Annotated in this window: 12 protein-coding genes and 1 pseudogene; 6 read left to right on the forward strand and 7 right to left on the reverse strand. The window is 75.5% G+C overall.

Annotated features, from left to right (window positions below):
- Positions 1-313: 313 nt before the first annotated feature.
- From ACLWS4_RS02870 to ACLWS4_RS02895, 6 genes are all read left to right on the forward strand, one after another.
- Complete coding sequence (locus tag ACLWS4_RS02870; RefSeq protein WP_416873257.1) at positions 314-2,155, forward strand: ABC transporter transmembrane domain-containing protein; 1,842 nt, start codon at positions 314-316, stop codon at positions 2,153-2,155.
- A complete protein-coding gene (locus ACLWS4_RS02875; protein WP_416873258.1) occupies positions 2,152-3,915 on the forward strand; it encodes an ABC transporter ATP-binding protein in 1,764 nt (587 codons plus the stop codon). Before ACLWS4_RS02870 ends, ACLWS4_RS02875 begins: the two co-directional genes overlap by 4 nt.
- A 231-nt stretch (positions 3,916-4,146) precedes the next feature.
- Positions 4,147-5,055 carry an ABC transporter ATP-binding protein gene (locus tag ACLWS4_RS02880; RefSeq protein ID WP_416873259.1) on the forward strand — a complete coding sequence of 303 codons (909 nt, stop codon included), beginning with the start codon at positions 4,147-4,149 and terminating at the stop codon, positions 5,053-5,055.
- An 11-nt stretch (positions 5,056-5,066) separates the two neighbouring features.
- A complete protein-coding gene (locus ACLWS4_RS02885; RefSeq protein WP_049652927.1) occupies positions 5,067-5,807 on the forward strand; it encodes an ABC transporter permease in 741 nt (246 codons plus the stop codon).
- 4 nt (positions 5,808-5,811) lie between these two features.
- Complete coding sequence (locus tag ACLWS4_RS02890) at positions 5,812-7,095, forward strand: sensor histidine kinase (protein WP_117490458.1); 1,284 nt, start codon at positions 5,812-5,814, stop codon at positions 7,093-7,095.
- Positions 7,092-7,715, forward strand: a complete 624-nt coding sequence (locus ACLWS4_RS02895; RefSeq protein ID WP_049652923.1) for a response regulator — start codon at positions 7,092-7,094, stop codon at positions 7,713-7,715. Before ACLWS4_RS02890 ends, ACLWS4_RS02895 begins: the two co-directional genes overlap by 4 nt.
- A 75-nt stretch (positions 7,716-7,790) precedes the next feature.
- Here the strand turns inward: ACLWS4_RS02895 and ACLWS4_RS02900 are convergent, their stop codons facing one another.
- The 7 genes and pseudogenes from ACLWS4_RS02900 to ACLWS4_RS02930 form a co-directional block, all read right to left on the reverse strand.
- A complete protein-coding gene (locus ACLWS4_RS02900; protein ID WP_049652921.1) occupies positions 7,791-8,597 on the reverse strand; it encodes a thioesterase II family protein in 807 nt (268 codons plus the stop codon).
- Between the two features lie 10 nt (positions 8,598-8,607).
- Positions 8,608-11,763, reverse strand: a pseudogene (locus ACLWS4_RS02905) (type I polyketide synthase); the annotation flags it as partial.
- Positions 11,764-11,765: 2 nt separating this feature from the next.
- The gene (locus tag ACLWS4_RS02910; RefSeq protein WP_416873260.1) at positions 11,766-12,941 is read right to left on the reverse strand and encodes an HAD-IIIC family phosphatase; all 1,176 of its coding nucleotides are present in this window, start codon (positions 12,939-12,941) and stop codon (positions 11,766-11,768) included.
- 98 nt (positions 12,942-13,039) lie between these two features.
- On the reverse strand, positions 13,040-14,218 hold the full coding sequence (locus ACLWS4_RS02915) for an acyl-CoA dehydrogenase family protein (protein WP_416873261.1): 1,179 nt from the start codon (positions 14,216-14,218) through the stop codon (positions 13,040-13,042).
- Positions 14,215-14,487, reverse strand: a complete 273-nt coding sequence (locus ACLWS4_RS02920; RefSeq protein ID WP_049658118.1) for a methoxymalonate biosynthesis protein — start codon at positions 14,485-14,487, stop codon at positions 14,215-14,217. The genes ACLWS4_RS02915 and ACLWS4_RS02920 overlap by 4 nt, the downstream gene beginning before the upstream one ends.
- 52 nt (positions 14,488-14,539) lie before the next feature.
- Complete coding sequence (locus ACLWS4_RS02925; RefSeq protein WP_049658117.1) at positions 14,540-15,394, reverse strand: 3-hydroxyacyl-CoA dehydrogenase family protein; 855 nt, start codon at positions 15,392-15,394, stop codon at positions 14,540-14,542.
- A complete protein-coding gene (locus ACLWS4_RS02930; RefSeq protein WP_416873301.1) occupies positions 15,387-21,044 on the reverse strand; it encodes an SDR family NAD(P)-dependent oxidoreductase in 5,658 nt (1,885 codons plus the stop codon). Before ACLWS4_RS02930 ends, ACLWS4_RS02925 begins: the two co-directional genes overlap by 8 nt.
- Between the last annotated feature and the right edge of the window lie 31 nt (positions 21,045-21,075).

A 21,075-nucleotide genomic window follows, 5' to 3' on the forward strand; every position in this document is an offset into this window, starting at 1 on the left:
GCGTGCCGGCGTCCGACGGACCGTCATATCTCGGTCCGCTGAGGGTGGTCGGGCAGTCCGATTTCCGGACAATCCTCCTCGGCCCGTTCATGTGCGGACTTCTTCGAGTACGGTGGCATCCCGGCAGCTCGGCGGCCGAATGCTCCGGCGGCGCCGGCGCGCGGGCGGCGCCGTGACCGCTTCCGGGCGCCACCCCGCCGTCGGTGTGCGGCAGTTCGCGTCCGGGGCCGGCCGTCTCCGCCGGAGTCCGACAGGGCAGCGCCGCCAGGACGTCGTCCCGGGGCCCGGTGAACCTGCCCAAGGACGGAGCGCGATGACCGACGGACCGGACCTGCCCACGGGTACCCGCCGGGTCCCGTACACCGACCCCGGAACGCCCGACCACCGGAGCCCGCTGCGGTACCTCTGGTGGCTCGTGTCGATGCAGCGCAGGCGGGTGCTGCTCGGCGCGACCTGGGGGAGCCTGTGGATGTGCGCGCTGATGCTGCCGCCGTACCTGATGTCGCGGACGATCGACGACGGGCTGCGCGCGCGGGACACCGGGGCGCTGGTCGGCTGGGTGGCGGTGGTCCTCGCGGTCGGGGCGCTGATCGCGGTCCTCGGCATGCTGCGGCACCGCACGATGACGTTCATCCGGGCCGACGCCGCCTTCCGGACGGTCCAGGCCGTCACCCGCCATGTGAACCGGCTGGGGACGACGCTGCCGCGCCAGGTGTCGGCCGGCGAGCTGACGCACCTCCAGGCCGGTGACACCGGCCGGATCGCCCAGACGCTGACCATCACCGGGCCCGGCGTCGGAGCGGTGCTCGCGTACCTCGCCGCCGCCGTCCTGCTGGTCCGGATCTCCCCCGTCCTGGCCGCGGTGGTCCTGCTCGGCGTCCCGCTGCTGGCCGTGGTCATCGGCCCGCTGATGGGGAGGCTGCACGGCGCCGAGGGCCGCTACCGCGAGGAGCAGGGGGCGCTGACCGCCCTGGCCGGCGACCTGGTGGCCGGGCTCGGGGTGCTGAACGGCATCGGCGGCAAGCCGATGTTCGCCGGGCGCTACCGGCAGCGCTCCCGGGCACTGGTGCCGCTCGGCTACCGGGTGGCCTCGCTCACCAGCTGGGTGCAGGCGGTGGGCGCCTGCCTGCCCGTCGTCTTCCTGGCCGTGGTGACCTGGCTCGGCGCGCGGATGGCGGCGGCCGGAGACATCACGGTCGGCGAACTGGTCGCCGTCTACGGGTACGTGGCGGCCCTCCTGGCACCGGTCTCGTTCTTCGTCGAGGGCGCCGACGACCTCCCGCGCGGCCTCGTCGCCGCCCGCCGCGTCATCGACATCCTGGCGCTGCGGCCCGAGTCCTCCGGCGAGCGCACCCGCACGGCGCCGCCCGACGGTCCGGCGGAGCTGCACGACCCGGAGTCGGGCCTGGTGCTGCGCCCCGGGCAGGTCACGGCCCTGGTCTCCGCACGGGCCGACGAGGCCCGCGCGGTGGTGGACCGGCTGGCCGGCTACACCCCGTCCGGCGCCGCCTGGGGTGGTGTCGAGGTCTCCGCGTGGGAGACGGCCGCGCTGCGCCGGCACGTCCTGGTGTCCGACAACGAGTCCTACGTGTTCGGCGGCACCCTGGGCTCCGCGGTGGCGGTCCACGGCGGGCGCACGGCGGCGGAGATCGGGCGCGCGCTGCACGCGGCGGCGGCCGAGGACGTCGTCGGCCTCCTGCCCGGCGGCCTGGACGCACCGCTCCAGGACCGCGGCCGCAACGTCTCGGGCGGCCAGCTCCAGCGGCTGCGGCTGGCCCGGGCCCTGCTCGCCGACCCCGAGGTGCTGCTGCTCGTCGAGCCCACCTCGGCCCTGGACGCGCTCACCGAGGCCGCCGTCGCCGCCCGGCTCGGCACCTTCCGCGCCGGCCGCACCACCCTGGTCGTCGGCACCTCCCCGCTGGTCCTCGGCCGGGCCGACCGGGTCTGCCACCTCGTGGACGGCAGGGTCCGCGCCACGGGCACCCACGGCGAACTGCTCGCCACCGAGCCCGCCTACGCGGCGCTGGTCCTCCGCGGCGACCCCGACGCCCGCCCGGACCCCGACGCCCGCCCCGAAGCCGACGCCCGCCCCGGCACCGAAGCCCGCCCCGAGGCCGACGCCACCGCAGAGCCCCGGGAAGGAGCATCCCGATGAGCCACGACCACGACGACCCCCACCGGCTCCCCGTCGCCGACCGGGCGACCGTACGGCGGGCCGTCCGGCGCCTGCTCGTCGACGACGGCCGGGCGATGTGCGGGGTCCTCCTCCTCACCTGCCTCGCCGCCCTGGCCGGGGTCGCCGCGCCGTGGTACCTCGGCCGCATCGTCACCCGGGTCGAGAACGGCGAGCTGACGGTCGGCCAGGTCGACGGGCTGGCGGCGGCGGTGCTCGGCTTCGCCCTCGCCCAGCTGCTGCTGACCCGCTTCGCGCGCTGCTTCTCGCACCGGTTCGGGGAGCGCGCCCTGGCCCGGCTGCGGGAGGAGGTCGTCGACCGGACGCTGGCGCTGCCCGGCCGGTACGCGGAGCGGGTGGGCACCGGCGACCTGGTGACCCGCTCCTCCCTCGACGTGGGCACGGTGGCCGCCACCCTGCGCAACGCGGCCCCGGACGTCTTCATCGCCGCGGTCCAGGTGCTGTTCGTCCTCGGCGCCGCGTTCCTGCTCGACCCGCTGATCGGGCTGTGCGCGCTGGTGAGCCTGCCGGTCGTCTGGGCGGTGGGCCGCTGGTACCTGCGCCGGGCCCGGGACGCCTACCTCGCCGAGGGCGCCGCCTACGGCGGTGTCGCCGAGGCGCTCAACGCGACCGCCCACGGCGCCCGCACCGTCGAGGCGTTCGGGCTCGGCCCCCGCCAGGACCTCGCCGTGGACCGGGCGATCGACACCGCCTACCGGGCCGGCGTGCGCACCCTGTTCCTGCGCACCGTGCTGTTCCCCGTCACCGAGTTCGCCCACGCGCTGCCCACGGCGCTCGTCCTGCTGATCGGCGGTCTCGGCTACCTCGACGGCGCGGTGGGCCTGGGCACGGTGGTGGCCGGCAGCCTGTACATGTGGCAGCTGGTTGACCCGCTCGACCGCGCCCTCAACTGGATGGAGCAACTGCAGCGCAGCGGCGCCTCGTTCGCCCGTATCAAGGGCGTCGGCCTGGTGTCGGAGGATCCGCCGGTGCTCGACCGGCGGCCGTCCGACGACCGGATCGAGGTCCGCGGCGTCCGGTACGCCTACCCGGGCTCGCCGGACGTGCTCAAGGGCATCGACCTGGTGGTCCGCCCGGGCGAGCGGCTCGCGGTCGTCGGCCCGTCCGGCGCCGGGAAGTCCACCCTCGGCCGGCTGCTGTCCGGGGTCGACGCCCCGGACGCGGGACACGTCCGGGTCGGCGGCGTGCCGGTCGCCGACCTGGCGGCGGCGGGCGGCCTGGGCGACCGCATCGTCCTCATCACCCAGCAGCACCACGTGTTCATGGGCACCCTCCGGGACAACATGACCATGGCGGCCCCGGACGCCGGTGACGAGGAGATCCTCGCCGCGCTCGCCCTGGTCGAGGCCGGCTGGGTGCACGACCTGCCGGGCCGGCTGGACTGCGCGCTCGGGGCCGGCGGCGTCGAACTCGACGCGGCGCAGGCCCAGCAGCTCACCCTCGCCCGGGTCCACCTGGCCGACCCCCACACCCTGATCCTCGACGAGGCGACCTCCCTGCTGGACCCGACCACGGCGCGGCAGGCCGAGCGGGCGATGGCCGCCGTGCGCTCGGACCGGACGGTCGTCTCCATCGCCCACCGGCTGCAGACCGCCCACGACGCGGACCGCGTCGCCGTCATGGAGTCCGGCCGCATCGTCGAGCTGGGCACCCATGACGAACTGGTCGCCGCCGGCGGGTCCTACGCGGCGCTGTGGCGGTCGTGGAACGGCGAGGGCTGAACTCCCTCCGGCGGTAACAGGAGGACGGTTCACGGGGGTTCCGCCGGACCGGCCCGCGTGGCACCCTGGAGGATCCGGCGCCCGGGCCCGCTGAGCAGCAGCGGGCCCCGCCGCAGGCCCCGCCGAGCAGCCATCAACCGATCGGTTGATGCCGGGCATCCACCGCCGCCCGCCCCAGGTCTGGCCGTCCAGTCGATCCGGCGGACCGGGGCCGACTGCCAGGCTGATGCCATGGCAATCATCGAGGTGGACAGCCTCGTCAAGCGCTACGGCGACAACTCCGTGCTGAACGGGGTCAGCTTCGCCGTCGAGCAGGGCGAGATCTTCGGCATCCTGGGGCCCAACGGGGCCGGCAAGACCACGACCGTCGAGTGCATCGAGGGGCTGCGCACCCCGGACGGCGGCACCATCAGCGTCTGCGGCATCGACCCGCAGCGCGACACCGGCGAGCTGCGGCAGCTGCTCGGCGCGCAGCTGCAGGAGAGCGAGCTGCCCGACAAGCTCAAGGTCGGCGAGGCGCTGGAGCTGTACAGCTCCTTCTACCGCCAGCCGGCCGACTGGCGCGAGCTGGCCGAGATCCTGAACCTCACCGGCAAGCTCGGCACCCAGTTCCGGCGGCTGTCCGGCGGGCAGAAGCAGCGGCTGTCGATCGCGCTCGCGCTGCTCGGCACCCCGAAGGTGGCGGTGCTCGACGAGCTCACCACCGGCCTCGACCCGCAGGCGCGCCGCGACGTGTGGGGCCTGATCGAGCGCATCCGCGACCGGGGCGTGACGATCCTGCTGGTCACGCACTTCATGGAGGAGGCGGAGCGGCTCTGCGACCGGCTCGCCGTGATCGACACCGGGCGGGTCATCGCGATCGACACCCCGGGCGGCCTGGTGTCGCGGGTCGACAAGGGGCAGCGGATCCGGTTCCGGCCGTCCGGGCCGCTGGACGAGACCCGGCTGGCGGCGCTGGACGAGGTCACCTCCGTCGAGTGGGCCGGCCCGCAGATCGTCGTGACCGGCCGGGGGGACCTGCTGCTCGCGGTGACCACCCTGCTCGCCGGCCAGCGGATCACCGCACTCGACCTGCGGGTCGAGCAGAACTCGCTGGAGGACGCGTTCGTCGCGCTCACCGGCCGCCCCGTCGAATCCTGAGGAGTCCCACCGTGTCCCCCCTGCTCCGGCTCACCGCCACCGAGACCAAGCTGTTCCTCCGCGAGCCGATCGTCGTGTTCTTCGCGCTCGCGTTCGCCCCGATCCTGCTCGTCGTGCTCGGCCTGATCCCCTCGATGCGGGCGAACAGCCCCGAGCTCGGCAACGTGCGGCCGATCACCCTGTACCTGCCGATCGTCGTGTCGATGGGCATCGCCCTGTTCGCGCTCAGCGGCCTGTCCCAACTGTTCGCCTCGTACCGGGAGAAGGGTGTGCTGCGGCGCATGCGGACCACCCCGGTCAAGCCGGGCGTGATGCTCGGCGCGCAGCTGCTGATGGCCACCGTGCTGTCCGTGGTGACGATGCTGGTCATGCTGACCATCGGCAAGCTGGCGTTCGACGTCGACCTGCCCCGCAAGCTGCCCGCCTACCTGCTCAGCTACCTGCTGGTGGCGCTGGCGATGTTCGCGGTCGGCCTGCTCGTCGCCGCGCTCGCGCCGACCGGCCGGAGCGCCAGCGCGATGGGTTCGCTGGTCTTCTTCCCGCTGGTGTTCTTCGCCGGCCTGTGGCTGCCGCGCGCCAAGATGAACGATGTCCTGCTGACCATCAGCGACTTGACTCCGCTCGGCGCCGGCGTGCAATCATTGCAGGACACCACCGCCGGGCACTGGCCGCAGCTGATCCACCTCGCCGCCATGCTGGGGTGGACGATCGTGGCCGGCGGACTGGCCGCGCGATACTTCCGCTGGGAGTAGAGGGTTGAGCATCGAGGCCGAGCTGCGCGCCGAGTTCGATCACTGGGAGCGTACGGAGACTGCGGCCTTCAAGGCGCTCCCGTACGTCCTCCTGGCGATCAGCACCGTGATCACGCTGCTGCAGCTGGTCTGGCGGGTGCCGATGCACTTCACGCTGGTGCTCGGGCTCTCCGCCGCCGCCGCGCTCTGGATGCTCTGCTTCCGCACGCTGCGCCCGGAACGGCGGCAGAACCGCCGACTGATGGGCGTGTACTACACCGGGCTGATGCTGCTGGCCGCCGCCCTGGTGGGCGTCGCGCCCTGGTACGGGCTCTTCACCTTCGTCGGCTACCCCCAGGCCTTCAAGTACCTGCGGGGTCGCCGGCGGTACGTCGGCGCCGCCGTCACCGCGATGATCTCGGCGGCGGCGTTCATGGGGGGCGTGGCCGGCATCAACGACGCCCACATGTGGTGGGCGTGGCTGGCCGTCGGCCTGATCTCCGCGGTGCTGGCCGGGGCGCTGTTCTACTTCGTCGAGATGGCCGACCACCGCAACGACAAGCAGAAGCAGGCCCTCGTCGAACTGCACGAGGCCAACGCCAAGCTGGAGGCCGCGCTGGCGGAGAACGCCGCCCTCCACGCCCGGCTGATGGTCCAGGCCCGCGAGGCGGGCGTCCTGGACGAACGCCAGCGGATGGCGCGGGAGATCCACGACACCCTGGCCCAGGGGCTGGCCGGCATACTGACCCAGCTCCAGGCCGCCGAGCAGACCCTGGACGAGCCCCCGACGCTGCGCCAGCACCTGGCGAACGCGACGAACCTGGCCCGCGAGAGCCTCGTCGAGGCCCGCCGGACGGTCCACGCGGTGGAGCCGGCGGTGCTCGCCGAGGCCCGGCTCCCGGACGCGATCGGCGACGTGGCCCGGCGCTGGTCGGAGATCAACCACATCGACGCGGTGCTGACCACCACCGGCGACGCCCGGCCGATGCACACCGAGGTCGAGGTGACGCTGCTGCGCACCGCGCAGGAGGCGCTGGCCAACGTGGCCAAGCACGCGCGGGCCGGCCGGGTCGGCCTGACCCTGTCGTACATGGAGGACCTGGTCACCCTCGACGTGCGGGACGACGGCGTGGGCTTCGATCCGAGCGCCAAGCGGGTCAACGGGTCCGCCAGCGGCGGGTTCGGGCTCCTCGGCATGCGCCAGCGGGTGCAGCGCCTCGCCGGGCGGCTGGCCATCGAGTCGGAACCGGGGGGCGGGACGGCGATCTCGGCGGCCGTCCCCGCCATCCCCGCGGGAGGTGCGGAATGATCACCCTGCTGATCGTCGACGATCATCCGGTGGTGCGGGACGGGCTGCGGGGCATGTTCCGGGCCGACCCCCGCTTCGAGGTGCTCGGCGAGGCCGGTGACGGCGCGGAGGCCATCGCCGCCGCGGAGGAGCTGCGGCCCGACGTGGTCCTGATGGACCTGCGGATGCCGAGGACCGACGGGGTCACCGCCATCAAGGAGCTGACCAAGCGCGGTGTGCCCTCGCGGGTGCTGGTGCTCACCACGTACGACACGGACAGCGACGTGGTGCCCGCCATCGAGGCCGGCGCCACCGGCTACCTGCTGAAGGACGCGCCGCGGGAGGAGCTGTTCCGCGCGGTGGAGGCGGCCGCGCAGGGGCAGGCGGTGCTCTCCCCCTCGATCGCGACCCGGCTCATGGGCCAGGTCCGACGGCCGGCGCCCGCGCCGCTGTCGGCGCGCGAGCTGGAGATCCTCGAACTGGTCGCCCAGGGGACGACGAACCGCGAGGCCGCGCGGAAGCTCTTCATCAGCGAGGCGACGGTCAAGACCCACCTCCTGCACATGTACGCCAAGCTCGGGGTCAGCGACCGGGCGGCGGCGGTGGCCGCCGGGTTCTCGCACGGCTACCTGACGCCCTGACCTGCGCCCCTGCCGGAGTGCTCCGCGGGTGCCGCCCGGACGGTTCGACCCGTCCGGGCGGCACCCGCGGCCGTGTCACCGTCCGCCGGAGGACGCGCGCGGGGCGTCGACGGCCTCGGCCAGGTGGCCGTCCAGCAGGCCGATGACCCGCGGCATCTCCTCGGTGAGGAAGAAGTGCCCGCCGGGGAAGACCTGGAGGTCGAACCCGCCGGTGGTGTGGGCCCGCCAGTCCTCCGCCTCGGCGACCGAGGTCTTGGGGTCGCGGTCGCCCGTCAGGGAGGTGATCGGGCAGCTGACGACGGCGTCCGCGCCGGCCCGGTAGGTCTCGATCGCGCGGTAGTCGGCGCGCAGCGCCGGCATCGCGGCCGCCATCAGGTCCGGGTCGTCGAGGACGACGGACGAGGACCCGTCCAGGCGGCGGATCTCGTCGGTGATCGCGTCGTCGCCGAGCAGGTGCACCCCCTCGGTCGGGCCCAGCCCGATCGCCGGGCCGCGCCGGCCGGAGACGACCAGGCGGGCGGCGGGCCGGCCGGCGGCCTCGCAGCGGCGGGCCACCTCGAAGGCGACGACGGCGCCCATGCTGTGGCCGAACAGCACCAGGGGCAGCTCAGGCTGCCGGGCCAGCACCTCGTGGATCCGGTCGGCCAGGACGTTCAGGTCGGCGATCGGCTCCTCCCGGCGGCGGTCCTGACGGCCCGGGTACTGGACGGCCAGGACCTCGACGCGGTCGGCGGCGGCCAGCGCGTACGGCACCGGGCGGTAGAACGGGGCGGTGCCCCCCGCGTGCGGGAAGCACACCAGGCGGGCGGCGGGCGCCTCCGTCCTCCGGTAGCAGCGCAGCCAGAGGTCGTCGTCGGCGGTGGGGTCGGGTCGGGCGGACATGGTTCTCCGTTCAGTGATCACGGTCGGGGCCGAGCTCGGCCTCGATGAGGGCGAGGAGTTCGTCGTCGGTGGTGACGGACAGCGCGTCCGCGCCGGTCCCCCGGCCGGGCCCGGCAGCGGACCCGCCGCCGGTCCGGCCGACCAGCGACTCCAGCCGGGCCAGCGCCCGCGCCCGGGCCGCCGGATCCTCGGCGGCGGCGAGCAGCGCTTCGAGGGCGTCGAGCGCGGCGGGCAGCGGATCGGGGTTCAGGGCGGCGTGCAGGTGGGACGCCAGGACGGCGGGTGACGGGTGGTCGTACACCAGGCCCGGCGGGAGCGCGAGGCCGGTGGCGGACGCGAGGCGGTTGCGCAGCTCGACGGCCAGGACGGAACCGAGGCCCTGGGACTTGAAGGTGCGGGTCGGGTGCACGCCCCCGGCGCCGTCGTGGCCGAGGACGGCAGCGGCGTGGGCGCGGACCAGGTCCAGTACGGCGCGTTGGGTGCCCAGGGCCGCGGGGGTCATGGCGGCCGGGGCCGGAGCGCCGGTGTCCGGGTCGGGACGTGCCGGGGCCTGCTGCCCGGCGGCCAGCCAGTGGCGGGTGCGCTGGAAGGCGTACGTCGGCAGGTCCACGGTGCGGCCGGCCGCCGGCAGCACCGTGCCCCAGTCGACGGGCACCCCCCGGACGTGGGCCTCGGCCAGCGAGGCCAGCAGGCGGTCCGGGCCGCCGTCCTCGCGCCGCAGGGTGCCGACGGCCGCCTCGGCGGCGATGCCGCCGACCAGCAGCGGGTGCGGGGACACCTCGACGAAGGCGCCGTGGCCGGCGGCGGTGAGCACCCCGACGGCCCGGTCGAACTCGACGGTCTCGCGCAGGCTCGCGTACCAGTACTCCGGGCCCGCCTCGGGGCCGGCCAGCCACTCCCCGGTCAGCGCGGAGACCATCGGGACCAGGGCCGGGCCCGGCTCGATCCCCTTCAGGACGGCGAGCACCTCCTCGCGCAGCTCGTCCACGTGGGCGCTGTGCGAGGCGTAGTCGACGGGGATCAGCCGGGTGCGCACCGCCTCACCGTACGCGCCCGCCAACTCCCGCAGGGCGTCGGGCTCACCGGAGACCACCGTCGCCGAGGGGTCGTTGACGGCCGCGACCGAAAGCCGCTCCCCGAACGGCGCGATCCGCTCCCGGACGGCGTCCACCGCGTCGGCGACGGAGAGCATCCCGCCGCGCCCGGCCAGCGCCGTCAGCGCCCGGCTGCGCAGCGCCACCACCTGGGCGGCGTCGTCGAGGGAGAGGATTCCCGCGACGGCGGCCGCCGCGATCTCGCCCTGGGAGTGGCCCACCACCGCGTCGGGAGCGACACCGGCCGCCTGCCACACGGCGGCCAGCGAGACCATCACCGCCCAGAGCGCCGGCTGCACCACGTCGGCGGCCTCGAAACCGTGAAGGCCCGCCAGCACATCGTCCAACTGCCAGTCCACGTACGGCGCGAGAGCCTCGGCGCACTCCGCCAGCCGCGCCGCGAACACCGGGGACGACGCGGCCAGTTCACGGCCCATCCCCACCCACTGGCCGCCCTGGCCGGGGAAGACGAACACCGTCCGCCCGGGGCCCTCGGGGGCGACCGCTCCGGTGACGACGGCGGCGGAGGGGCGGCCGGCCGCGAGGTCCGCCAGGGCGTCCAGCGGCCGCGGGCCGAGCAGGACGGCGCGGTGGTCGAGCGCCGCCCGCGTCGTGGCGAGGGACCGGGCGACCTCCCCGGCCGACGCCTCCGGCCGGGCCGCCAGGTGCTCCCGCAGCCGCTCGGCCTGGGCGGCCAGCGCGGCGGGCGTCCGGGCGGAGAGCAGCCAGACGGGGCCGGCGCCGTCCACCACGGACGCGGCGGGCGGGGGCGCGGCGGGCGCGGCGGGAGCCGGTTCGGCGGGGGCCGCCTCCAGGACGACATGGGCGTTGGTGCCGCCGATGCCGAAGCCCGACACGCCCGCGCGGGGCGGGTGCGCGGTCTCCGGCCACGGGGTCGGCTCCGTCAGCAGCCGCACCGCGCCGTCCCCCCAGTCGACGGCCGGGGTGGGCTCGGTGATGTGCAGCGACTCGGGGAGCGTGCGGTGCCGCAGGGCGAGGACCGTCTTGATGACACCCGCGACGCCCGCCGCCGCGAGGGTGTGGCCGAGGTTGGACTTCACCGAGCCGACCAGCAGCGGGCGCCCGTGCGCCCGGTCCGCGCCATAGGCGGCGAGCAGGGCCCCCGCCTCGACCCGGTCGCCCAGCCGGGTGCCGGTGCCGTGCGCCTCGACGGCGTCGATCTCCGCGGGGGCCAGCTCCGCGTCGGCGAGCGCGGCGTGGATGACCGCGCGCTGGGCCTCGCCGTTCGGGGCCGTCAGGCTGTGGCTGGCGCCGTCGGAGTTGACGGCCGAGCCGCGGACCACCGCCAGCACCCGGTGGCCCAGGCGCCGCGCCCGCTCCAGCCGTTCCAGCACGAGCATGCCGGCCCCCTCGGACCAGGCCACGCCGTCCGCGTCCGCGGAGAAGGGCTTGCAGCGGGCGTCCGGGGCCAGACCGCCCAGCGCGCTGAACGCGACGTGGTAGCCGGGCGTCGTCATCACCGTCACCCCGCCGGCCAGCGCGAGTTCGCACTCACCGCCGCGCAGCCCCTCGACGGCGAGGTGCAGCGCCACCAGCGAGCTGGAGGCCGAGGTGTCGACGGTGAGGACGGGGCCGTTGAGGCCGAGGGTGTGGGCCAGCCGCCCGCTGATGACGCTCGGGGCGGTGCCGGTGAACAGCACGCCGGCGAGGTCGGCGGGCGCCTCGTGCAGCGCGGGCCCGTACGGCCGGGCCTCGGCGCCGAGGAACACCCCGGTGCGGGAGCCCCGCAGGGTGGTCGGGTCGATGCGGGCGTGCTCCAGGGCCTCCCAGCCCACCTCCAGGGCGAGCCGCTGCTGCGGGTCCATGGCGTCGGCCTCGCGCGGGGAGAGGTCGAAGAACGCGGCGTCGAAGCGGGTCGCGCTGTCGAGGAACCCGCCGCGGTCGGTGGCGCAGCGCCCGTCGCGGCGCAGCGCGTCGAGGTCCCAGCCGCGGTCGGTGGGGAAGGGGCCCGCGACGGTGCGGCGGTCGACGAGGGCCTGCCACAGGTCCTCGGGCGAGTCGATGCCGCCGGGGTAGCGGCAGGCCATGCCGATGACGGCCAGGGGCTCGGCGGTCATGCGCCGGCTCCGCCCGTGGAACCCGCGGAACCCGCGGAGGCCACGGGGCCGAGGGCGGGGGCGTCGACGCGCACGGTGGTGGGGGCCGGGCGGCGGTCCGCCACCAGGTGCCGGAACTCGATGCCCGCACGCCCGGAGCCGGCCGCCCCGGCGTCGGCATCGGCGTCGGCATCGGCGTCGGCGTCGGCGTCGGCAGAGCGCAGTTCGGCGAGGCAGTCGCACGCCGCGTCGGTGAAGCCGGCGAACCGGTAGGCGATCTCCATCATCCGGTTGCGGTCGGTGCGGCGGAAGTCGGCGGCCAGGTGGACCCCGGCCGCCGCCGCCTCGCCGATCAGCCAGTCCAGCAGGACGGCGCCCGCGCCGAAGGACACCACCCGGCAGGAGGTGGCCAGCAGCTTCAGGTGCCAGACCCGCTCGTGGTAGCCGACGAGCAGCACGCCGACGGCGCCGTGCGGGCCGAAGCGGTCGGTGAGGGAGACGGTGAGGACCTCGTGCTCCGGATCGGCGATCAGGGCCCGCAGGTCGGCGTCGGAGTAGTAGACGCCGGTGGCGTTCATCTGGCTGGTGCGGAGGGTGAGTTCCTCAACCCGGGAGAGGTCGGCGTCGTCGGCCCGCTTGATCTCCATGACCAGGTCCAGCGAGCGGAGGAAGGCCTCGTCGGGGCCGGTGAACTCCTCGCGCTCGGCGGTCCGGCGGAAGCCCGCCTGGTACATGCTGCGGCGGCGGGCGGCGTCGACGGTGACGACGGCCGGGCTGAACTCGGGGAGGCCGGTCAGCTCCGCGGCCAGCGCCGCGTCGAAGCAGCGGACCTCGGGGTGGTGGTGGGCGACCTCGGCGCGCTCGGCCGGCTGGTCGTCGATGAAGGCGACCGTCTTCAGGGCGAAGTTCAGCCCGTCCGCGATCTCCTTGACCGACCGGGACTTGGGGTGCCAGCCGATCCGCGGCAGGACGAAGTACTCGGCGACGCCGAGGGCCTCCAGCTGCTGCCAGGCGTGGTCGTGGTCGTTCTTGCTGGCCACGGCCTGGAGGATGCCCCGGGCGTCGAGTTCGACGATGGTGCGGCGGATCTCCTCGGGCAGCACCACCTCGTGGTCCTCCAGGAGGGTGCCCCGCCACAGGGTGTTGTCCAGGTCCCAGACCAGGCACTTGACGAGGGTGGGTGCGTCGGACACGGGGCGCTCCTTCGATTTCCGTTCGTTGCCGTGTTCGTGGTGCGTGTGGTGCGTTCAGTGCTCGTGGTACGTCGTGCCCGTGCGGGGCGGCGGGCGGCTCAGAGCCGGTCGAGGGCGTGCCGGGCGAGGATCAACTGCGAGATCTCGGTGCTGCCTTCGATCAGTTCCATCGCCTTGGCGTCCCGGTAGGCCCGGGCCACCACGTGGCCGTCGGTGAAGCCCCGCGAGGCGAGCACCTGGACGGCCGTCGCGGCGCCGCGGGTCGCGTGGGTGGCGGCGACCTGCTTGGCCAGCACCGCCGTCACCGCCGCGTCCGGGGCGGTGCGGTCCCACTGCTCGGCGGCGTGCCGGCAGACCTGGGTGGCGATCCGCTCCGAGGTGTAGAGCTCGGCGATGTGCCGGGCCACCAGCTGGTGCTCGCCGATCGGGCCGCCGCCCTGCTCGCGGGTGCGGGCCTCCCCGACGGCGGCCGTGAGGCAGGCGCGCAGGATGCCGACGCAGCCCCAGGCCACCGACATCCGGCCGTAGGACAGGCCGACCGTGAACAGCAGCGCGAGCGGCTGGCGCCCGCCGCCGAGCACGGCGTCGGCCGGGATCCGGACGTCGTCGAGCACGATGCGGCAGTGCGTGGCGGCGCGGCAGCCGAGCGGGGCCGCGACGGGCTCGATGCGGACGCCGGGCGCGTCCGTCGGCACCATCGCGGCGGCGCCGTCCGGACCGTCGCCGTAGCGGCCGACGACCATGACGAGGTCGGCGTAGGCGGCCCCGGTGATCCACATCTTCTCGCCGGAGACGATCAGGTCGCCGCTGCCGTCCTCGGCCGGACGGATGCGGGTGGTCATGCCGCCGAGGTCGGAGCCCGCGCCCGGCTCGCTGAAACCGACGCAGGCGAGCCGGCCGCTCGTCAGCTGCCCGAGGTAGCGCCGGCGCTGCTCGCGGTCGCCGAAGCGGCGGACGACCGCCGCGGCGATCCCCTGGACCGTCATCACGCTGCGCAGCGAGCTGCACAGGGCGCCGACGTGGGCGGTGAGTTCGCCGTTCTCCTGGCCGGTGCGGCCGGGCCCGCCGAAGCGGGCCGGCACCTCGGCGCACAGCACGCCCATCGCGCCGAGCTCGCGCAGCAGCTCGACGGGGATCCGGCCGGCCGCGTCCCAGGCGGCCGGCCCGTCGCCGACCAGGGCGTCGATCGCGGCGGTGTCGAAGCCCGTCACGCCCGTACCCGTGGCGCCCGTACCCGTGGCGCCCGCACCGGCCGTACCCGTGGCCCCGCCGCTCATGCGTCCCCGGTCTCGCGCAGGCGCAGCACCATGGCCGCCATGGCGCGGATGCTGCGGAAGTTGTCCCGGTTCAGCTCGGCGCCGACGATCTCGATGTCGTACTCGTCCTCCAGGAACACCACCAGTTCCATGGCGAACATCGAGGAGATCGCGCCGGTGGCGAAGAGGTCCTGCTCGACCTCGGGTTCGGCGCCGGTGTGTCCGACGAGGAAGGCGCTCAGCGCCTGCTCGACGGCGGTCGTCCCGGCAGCGGCGTTCGCGGTGGTCATGTGTCCGTACCTTTCGTAGTTCCGTGCTGGCCGTTCGGGGGGAGCCCGGTGCTCAGCCGTACGTGTAGAAGCCCCGGCCGGACTTGCGGCCGTGGTGCCCGTCGCGGACCTTCCGGAGCATCAGCTCGCAGGGGTCGCACTCGGGGTCGCCGGTGCGCTCGTGCAGGACCCGCAGGGAGTCGACGAGGTTGTCGATGCCGATCAGGTCGGCGGTGCGCAGCGGTCCGGTGGTGTGGCCGAGGCAGCCTTCCAGCAGCCCGTCCACCGTCTCGGCGGAGGCGACGCCCTCCTGGACGAGCATCGCCGCCCGGTTGATCAGCGGGTGCAGCAGCCGGTTGACGACGAAGCCCGGTGCGTCGTTGACCACCAGCGCCGTGCGGCCGAGCGCGGTCAGCAGCGAGGTGACGGCGGTCATCGTGGCGTCGCCGGTGGCCCGGCCGCGGATCACCTCGACCATGGTGATCAGGTAGGCGGGGTTCATGAAGTGCACGCCGACGAGTTCGTCGCCGCGCGCCACCCAGCCCGCCATCTCGTCGATGGGGATGCACGAGGTGTTGGAGATCAGCAGGGTGCCGGGGGCGACCAGCCCGGAGACCTCGGTCAGCACCTCGCGCTTGACCTCGGCGACCTCCACGACGGCCTCGACGACGGCGGTCGCGTCGGCGATGTCGGCCGGCGCGGTGGTGGTGGCCAGCGTGCCGTGGGCGCGGCCCGCGGGGAGGGCCTCCAGCAGCTGGGCGTGCTTCAGCTTGCGGCGGATCGCCGTCCGGGCCGTGGCCAGGGTCGGCTCGTCGACGTCGACGAGGGTGACGTCCACGCCGTGGCCGAGGGCGAGGGCGGCGATGTTGGTGCCCATGACGCCGCCGCCGATGACGGCGAGGCGGTGCTGTTCGTGACGGTCAGTCATCGTGTCCCTCCCGGGTGGTGGTGAAGTGCTCGTCGAGCCAGGAGTCGACGGCCCGCGCGGTGGTCCCGGCGTGGGTGCCGATCATGGTGAAGTGGTCGCCCGGAACGGTCACCGGGGTGAGGTCGCCGGAGAGGTCCCACGGGAGGCGGACGGCGCCGTCCCCGCCCTCGGGGCCGCCCGGCTCGCCGCCGTGGCGGAGCAGCAGGGTCGGCAGGTCCGCGGTGTACGGGACGTGGCCGCGCCAGTCCTGGACGTAGTAGTGGGCGAGCGCGGTCAGCCAGTCGTCCCCGCCGATGCCGCCCGCGTCGACGCCCCCGGGGTTGCCCAGGAGCACGGCGGCCGGCAGGGTGCCGATGATCTCGTCGGGGGCACCGGCCGACTGCGGGGCGAAGCTGTCCAGCAGCACCAGCGCGGCGGGGCCCCGGCCCAGTTCGGCGAGGCGGGCGGCGAGGGCCTGCGCGACCAGCCCGCCGGAGGAGTAGCCGACGAGGACGAACGGGCCGGCCTCCGGGGCGGTCTCCGGGGCGGCGAGCACCGTCCGGACGCACAGGTCGAGCAGCGCGTCCGGGTCGGCGGCCAGCGGCTCCCCCGCCGTGTAGCCGGGGATCACCGCGGAGAGGACGTGCCGGGGGCGGCACAGGCCCTGCACCACCCGGACGAACTCCTGGGCGTCGCCCGCGCCGAACGACGGCAGGCAGACGAGCGTCGGCCCGACCGTGTCCGCGGACCGGCGGGTGAGCGGGACCAGGGGCGGGACGCCCGCCAGCTCGTCCGCACCGGCGAAGCGGGGCCGGAACCGGGCCAGCCCGGCGATCATCCGTACGGCGTCGGCCCCCTGGCCGAGGCTGTTCGCCCGCAGGTACAGGGCGGCCAGCGTCTCGGCGGCCGGTGTCCCGGCGGCTCCGGCCCGCTCCGTGCCGTCCGTGGATTCCGGCGCGGCGGCCAGCGCGAAGCGGGGCGCGGCCCGCTTCGGTCCGCCGTCCTGGCGCACCGGTCCGTCGGCGAGCCGCTCCCGCAGGTACGCGGCCGTCAGGGCGGGGGTGGGGTGGTCGAAGACCAGCGGACCGCTCAGCCGCAGACCGGTGGCCCCGGCGAGCCGCTTGCGCAGCTCCAGGGCGCTCAGCGAGGTGAACCCCTGCTCCAGGAACGTGGCGTCCGGGTCGACGGCCTCCGCGTCCGGGTGGCCGAGCGCGGCGGCGGCGTGCTCCCGGACCAGCTCCAGCAGGACCGCCTCCCGCTCCCGCGCCGACCGCGCCCCGCCGAGCCGGGCGGACAGCCGGACGGCGGCGGACGACCGCCGCGCACCGGCGCCGTCGTCGCCCGCGAACCCGTCCCCTTCCTCGTCCCCCTGCTCCAGGACCCGGAGGGCGTCGGGAAGCGCGGACAGCAGCGGGCTCGGCCGGTGCAGCGTGTACAGCGGCACGAACCGCGCCCAGTCGACGTCGGCGACGACGAGCAGTGTCTCGTCGTCGTCCAGCGCCTGGGCGAGGCCCTCGATGCCGCGCTCGGGAGCCATCGTCCGCAGCCCGTAGGCGCTCAGCTGCTCGCCCGCCTCCCCCGCGCCCATGCCGCCGCCGCCCCACAGGCCCCAGGCCACCGAGGTGGCCGCCAGTCCGGCCGCGCGCCGCCGCTCGGCCAGGGCGTCCAGCGCCGCGTTGGCGGCGCCGTACCCGGCCAGCAGCCCGCTGCCCCAGGTAGCGGCACCGGAGGAGAACAGCACGAAGGCGTCCAGCTCCAGTCCTCGCTCGGCCGACAGCTCGTGCAGGTGCAGGGCGCCACCGACCTTCACCTCGGAGACCTCCTGCAGCCCGGCGTCGGTCAGCGCGGCGACCGGCGCCCCGTGGCCGGTGCCCGCCGAGTGCACCACCGCCGACAGCGCGGGGCCGGTGGCGGCGACGCGGTCCAGCAGCGCGCCGACCGCGGGCCGCTCGGCGACGTCACAGGCGACCACTTCGACGGCGCTGCCGAGGGCCGCCAGTCCGGCCGCCAGCTCGGGCACCCCGGGCGCGGCCGGGCCGGAGCGGCCGGCCAGCACCACGCGCGGGGTGCCGCGCTCGGCCAGCAGCCGCGCCGTCCGGCCGCCGATCAGGCCCGTACCGCCGGTGACCAGCGCCGTCCCGGCGGTCCGCCACGGCTCAGCGGGTCCAGCTTCCGGGCGCGGGGCGCGCACCAGGCGGCGCGCGAACGCCCCCGTGCCGCGCAACGCGACCTGGTCCTCGCCCTCCGGTCCCGCGGCGAGCAGCTCGGCCAGGCGGTCCCCGACCGAGGCGTCGGACCCGGCCGACGCGTCCGACCCGGCCGGGAGGTCGACCAGGCCGCCCCACTGCTTGGCCTGCTCCAGACCCGCCGTCTGCCCCCACGCCCACACCTGGGCCTGCGCCAGACCGGGCACCTCGCCCGGCAGCGCCGCCACCGCGCCGCGGGTCAGCACCCACAGCGGCACCACCGACCCCGCGTCGAGCAGCGCCTGCAGCAGCGCGTTGGAGGCCGCCAGACCGGCGGGCACCCGGGGCCGACCGGGCAGCGGCGTCTCGTCCAGCGCCAGCAGGGACACCACACCGGCGAACTCGCCGACGCCGCGCAGGACATCACCGAGGGTCGCGCGATCGGCGGCGCCGGTCTCCAGCACCCGGACCTCGACGCCGCCGGCCCGCAGCGCACCGGCCACCTCGGCGGCCGTCCCGGCCCCGGCCGGGCCGGCGACCACGAGCCACGTGCCTGACGGCACCGAGGCCGCCGGTGCCGAGCCCGACAGCGCCGAGCCCGCCGGTGCCGAGCCCGCCGGTGCCGAGCCCGACGGCCCGTCGAGGGGCTGCCACTCGACGCGGTACCGCCAGCCGGCCACCGCGTCCCGGGCCACCGGCTCCGGGAACACCGGCCAGTAGCGGCGGTACTGGAAGGCGTAGGTCGGCAGGTCGACGGTGCCGCTCCCGGTCCCGGCGGGCAGCAGGGCGGTCCAGTCCACGGGCAGGCCGCGGATGTACGCCTGGGCCAGCGAGAGCAGGAGGCGCCCGGCGCCGCCGTCGTCGCGGCGCAGGGTGTCGGCCACGACCGGGCCGTACGACTCCAGGCTGTCCGCGATGGCCGGGGCCAGCACCGGGTGCGGGGACACCTCGACGAAGGCGCCGTGGCCGGTTCCGGCGAGGGTGTGCACGGCCCGGTCGAACTCGACGGTCTCGCGCAAGCTGGCGTACCAGTAGTCCGGCACCAGTTCCGGCCCGGAGACCGTGGCGCCGGTGCTGGAGGAGACCATCGGAATCCGCGCCTCGCGGGGGGCGATGCCCTGGAGGGCGGCGAGGATCTCCTCGCGCAGCTCGTCCACGTGGGCGCTGTGCGAGGCGTAGTCGACCGGGATCATCCGGGCACGCGGCGAATCCCCGCAGGCGTCCGCGAGTTCGCGCAGCGCATCGGCGTCACCGGAAACCACCGTCGCCGACGGGCCGTTCACCGCCGCGATGGAAAGGCGGGAACCGTACGGGGCGATCCGCGCCCGGACGCCCGCCACCGGCTCGGCGATCGACAGCATCCCGCCACGACCGGCAAGGGCCTTCAGGGTCCGGCTGCGCAGAGCGACCACCTTCGCCGCGTCCTCCAGCGAGAGGATCCCGGCCACGGCCGCCGCCGCGATCTCACCCTGGGAGTGGCCCACCACGGCGTCGGGAGCGACACCGGCCGCCTCCCACACCGCCGCGAGCGAGACCATCACCGCCCACAGCGCCGGCTGCACCACATCGGCGGCCTCGAAACCGTGCCGACCGGCCAGCACCTCGTCCAACTGCCAGTCCACGTACGGCGTGAGAGCATCGGCACACTCGGCCAGCCGCGTCGCGAACACCGGCGAGACCTCCGCCAGCTCGCGACCCATGCCGACCCACTGGCTGCCCTGCCCCGGGAAGACGAACACCGTCCGCCCCACCCCGGCCGACGGCACCTCGCCCGTCAGCACCCCGGCCCCGGGCCGGTCCGCGGCCACGGCCTCCAGCTTCGCCGCCAGCTCGGCACGGTCGGTACCCAGCACCACCGCGCGCCGCTTGAACGCCGTCCGCGTGGTGGCGAGCGACCGGGCCACCTCCGGCAGCGGCAGCTCGGGTCGGGCCAGGAGGTGGTCCCGCAGCCGCCGCGCCTGGTCCGCCAGGGCCTCCTCGGACCGTCCGGAGACGGTGACGGGGAGCACGGCGGGCTCCGCGACCAGCACCGGCGGCGCGGCGGGCGCCGACACCGCGGCCGGCTCCGGCGTCCCGTCCGGCTCCGGCGCGGCCGGCCCTCCGGCGGGCGCCTCCTCCAGGATCACGTGCGCGTTGGTGCCGCTGATCCCGAACGCCGAGACGCCCGCCCGACGCGGCTGTTCGCCCGCCGGCCACGCCACGCGCTCCTGGAGCAGGCTCACGTGCCCCGCCGACCAGTCGACGTGCGGGGTCGGCTCCGCCGCGTGCAGCGTCGCCGGCAGCTCCTCGTGCCGCAGCGCCAGCACCATCTTGATCACACCGGCGATGCCGGCCGCCTGCTGGGCGTGCCCGATGTTCGACTTCACCGACCCCAGCCAGAGCGGCCGTTCGGCCGGATGCCCCTGCCCGTACGTCGCCAGCAGCGCCTGCGCCTCGATCGGGTCGCCCAGCGTGGTGCCGGTGCCGTGCGCCTCGACGACGTCCACGTCCCCCGTCGCCAGCCGGGCGTTGGCCAGCGCCGCGCGGATCACCCGCTGCTGAGCGGGGCCGTTGGGCGCGGACAGGCCGTTGGAGGCGCCGTCCTGGTTGACGGCACTCCCCCGGACCACGGCCAGCACCCGGTGCCCGTTGCGCCGGGCGTCCGACAGCCGCTCCAGCACCACCACACCCGCGCCCTCGGCGAGGCCCATGCCGTCCGCACCCGCCCCGAAGGCCTTGCAACGGCCGTCCCGGGCAAGGGCGTTCTGCTGCGAGAAGCCCACGAACTCGCCCGGGCTGACGATCACGGTCACCCCGCCGGCCAGCGCCAGCGTGCACTCCCCCGCCCGCAGCGACTGCACGGCGAGGTGCAGCGCGACCAGCGAGGAGGAGCAGGCGGTGTCCACCGACACCGCCGGCCCGGTCAGGCCCAGCGTGTACGACACCCGGCCGGACAGCACGCTCATCGCCGTACCGGTGATCAGGTGCGCCTCCGAGCCCGAGAGGTCGCCGCCGGCGGTCGCGTACCCGGAGGGCGCGGCGCCCGCGAACACGCCGGTGGCCGACTCGCGCAGGCTCGCCGGGTCGATCCCGGCCCGCTCGACCGCCTCCCAGGCCGTCTCCAGCAGCAGCCGCTGCTGCGGGTCCATCGCCAGCGCCTCGCGCGGACTGATCCCGAAGAACCCGCCGTCGAAGTCCGCGGCCCCGGAGACGAACCCGGCCTGGACGGTGCTGCTCGTGCCGTCCGCGCCCGGGGCGGCGTCGAAGAGCGCGCCGAGGTCCCAGCCGCGGTCGGTGGGGAACCCGCCGACCGCGTCCCCGCCCGCCACCAGGAGGTCCCACAGGTCCTCGGGGGTGCGCACGCCGCCCGGGTAGCGGCAGGCCATCCCGACGATCGCGATCGGCTCCCGCTCCCGCTCGGTCACCTCGCGCAGCCGGGCCCGCGTGGTGCGGAGCTTGGCGGTGGTCTGCTTGAGGAAATCGAGCAGTTTCTCTTCGTTCTGCATGGTGCTGTCGCTCACATTCGACCTCGTTCGG

This window comes from Kitasatospora sp. SC0581 (genome assembly GCF_048159585.1).
GTDB lineage: Bacteria > Actinomycetota > Actinomycetes > Streptomycetales > Streptomycetaceae > Kitasatospora.

What these genes read in the sequence shown, in the direction of transcription:
- ACLWS4_RS02875 (WP_416873258.1), top strand. Translation starts at nt 2,152, where the DNA reads ATGAGCCACGACCACGACGACCCCCACCGGCTCCCCGTCGCCGACCGG.
- ACLWS4_RS02895 (WP_049652923.1), top strand. Translation starts at nt 7,092, where the DNA reads ATGATCACCCTGCTGATCGTCGACGATCATCCGGTGGTGCGGGACGGG.
- ACLWS4_RS02900 (WP_049652921.1), bottom strand. Translation starts at nt 8,597, where the DNA reads ATGTCCGCCCGACCCGACCCCACCGCCGACGACGACCTCTGGCTGCGC.
- ACLWS4_RS02920 (WP_049658118.1), bottom strand. Translation starts at nt 14,487, where the DNA reads ATGACCACCGCGAACGCCGCTGCCGGGACGACCGCCGTCGAGCAGGCG.
- ACLWS4_RS02930 (WP_416873301.1), bottom strand. Translation starts at nt 21,044, where the DNA reads ATGCAGAACGAAGAGAAACTGCTCGATTTCCTCAAGCAGACCACCGCC.
- ACLWS4_RS02880 (WP_416873259.1), top strand. Translation starts at nt 4,147, where the DNA reads ATGGCAATCATCGAGGTGGACAGCCTCGTCAAGCGCTACGGCGACAAC.
- ACLWS4_RS02915 (WP_416873261.1), bottom strand. Translation starts at nt 14,218, where the DNA reads ATGAGCGGCGGGGCCACGGGTACGGCCGGTGCGGGCGCCACGGGTACG.
- ACLWS4_RS02870 (WP_416873257.1), top strand. Translation starts at nt 314, where the DNA reads ATGACCGACGGACCGGACCTGCCCACGGGTACCCGCCGGGTCCCGTAC.
- ACLWS4_RS02925 (WP_049658117.1), bottom strand. Translation starts at nt 15,394, where the DNA reads ATGACTGACCGTCACGAACAGCACCGCCTCGCCGTCATCGGCGGCGGC.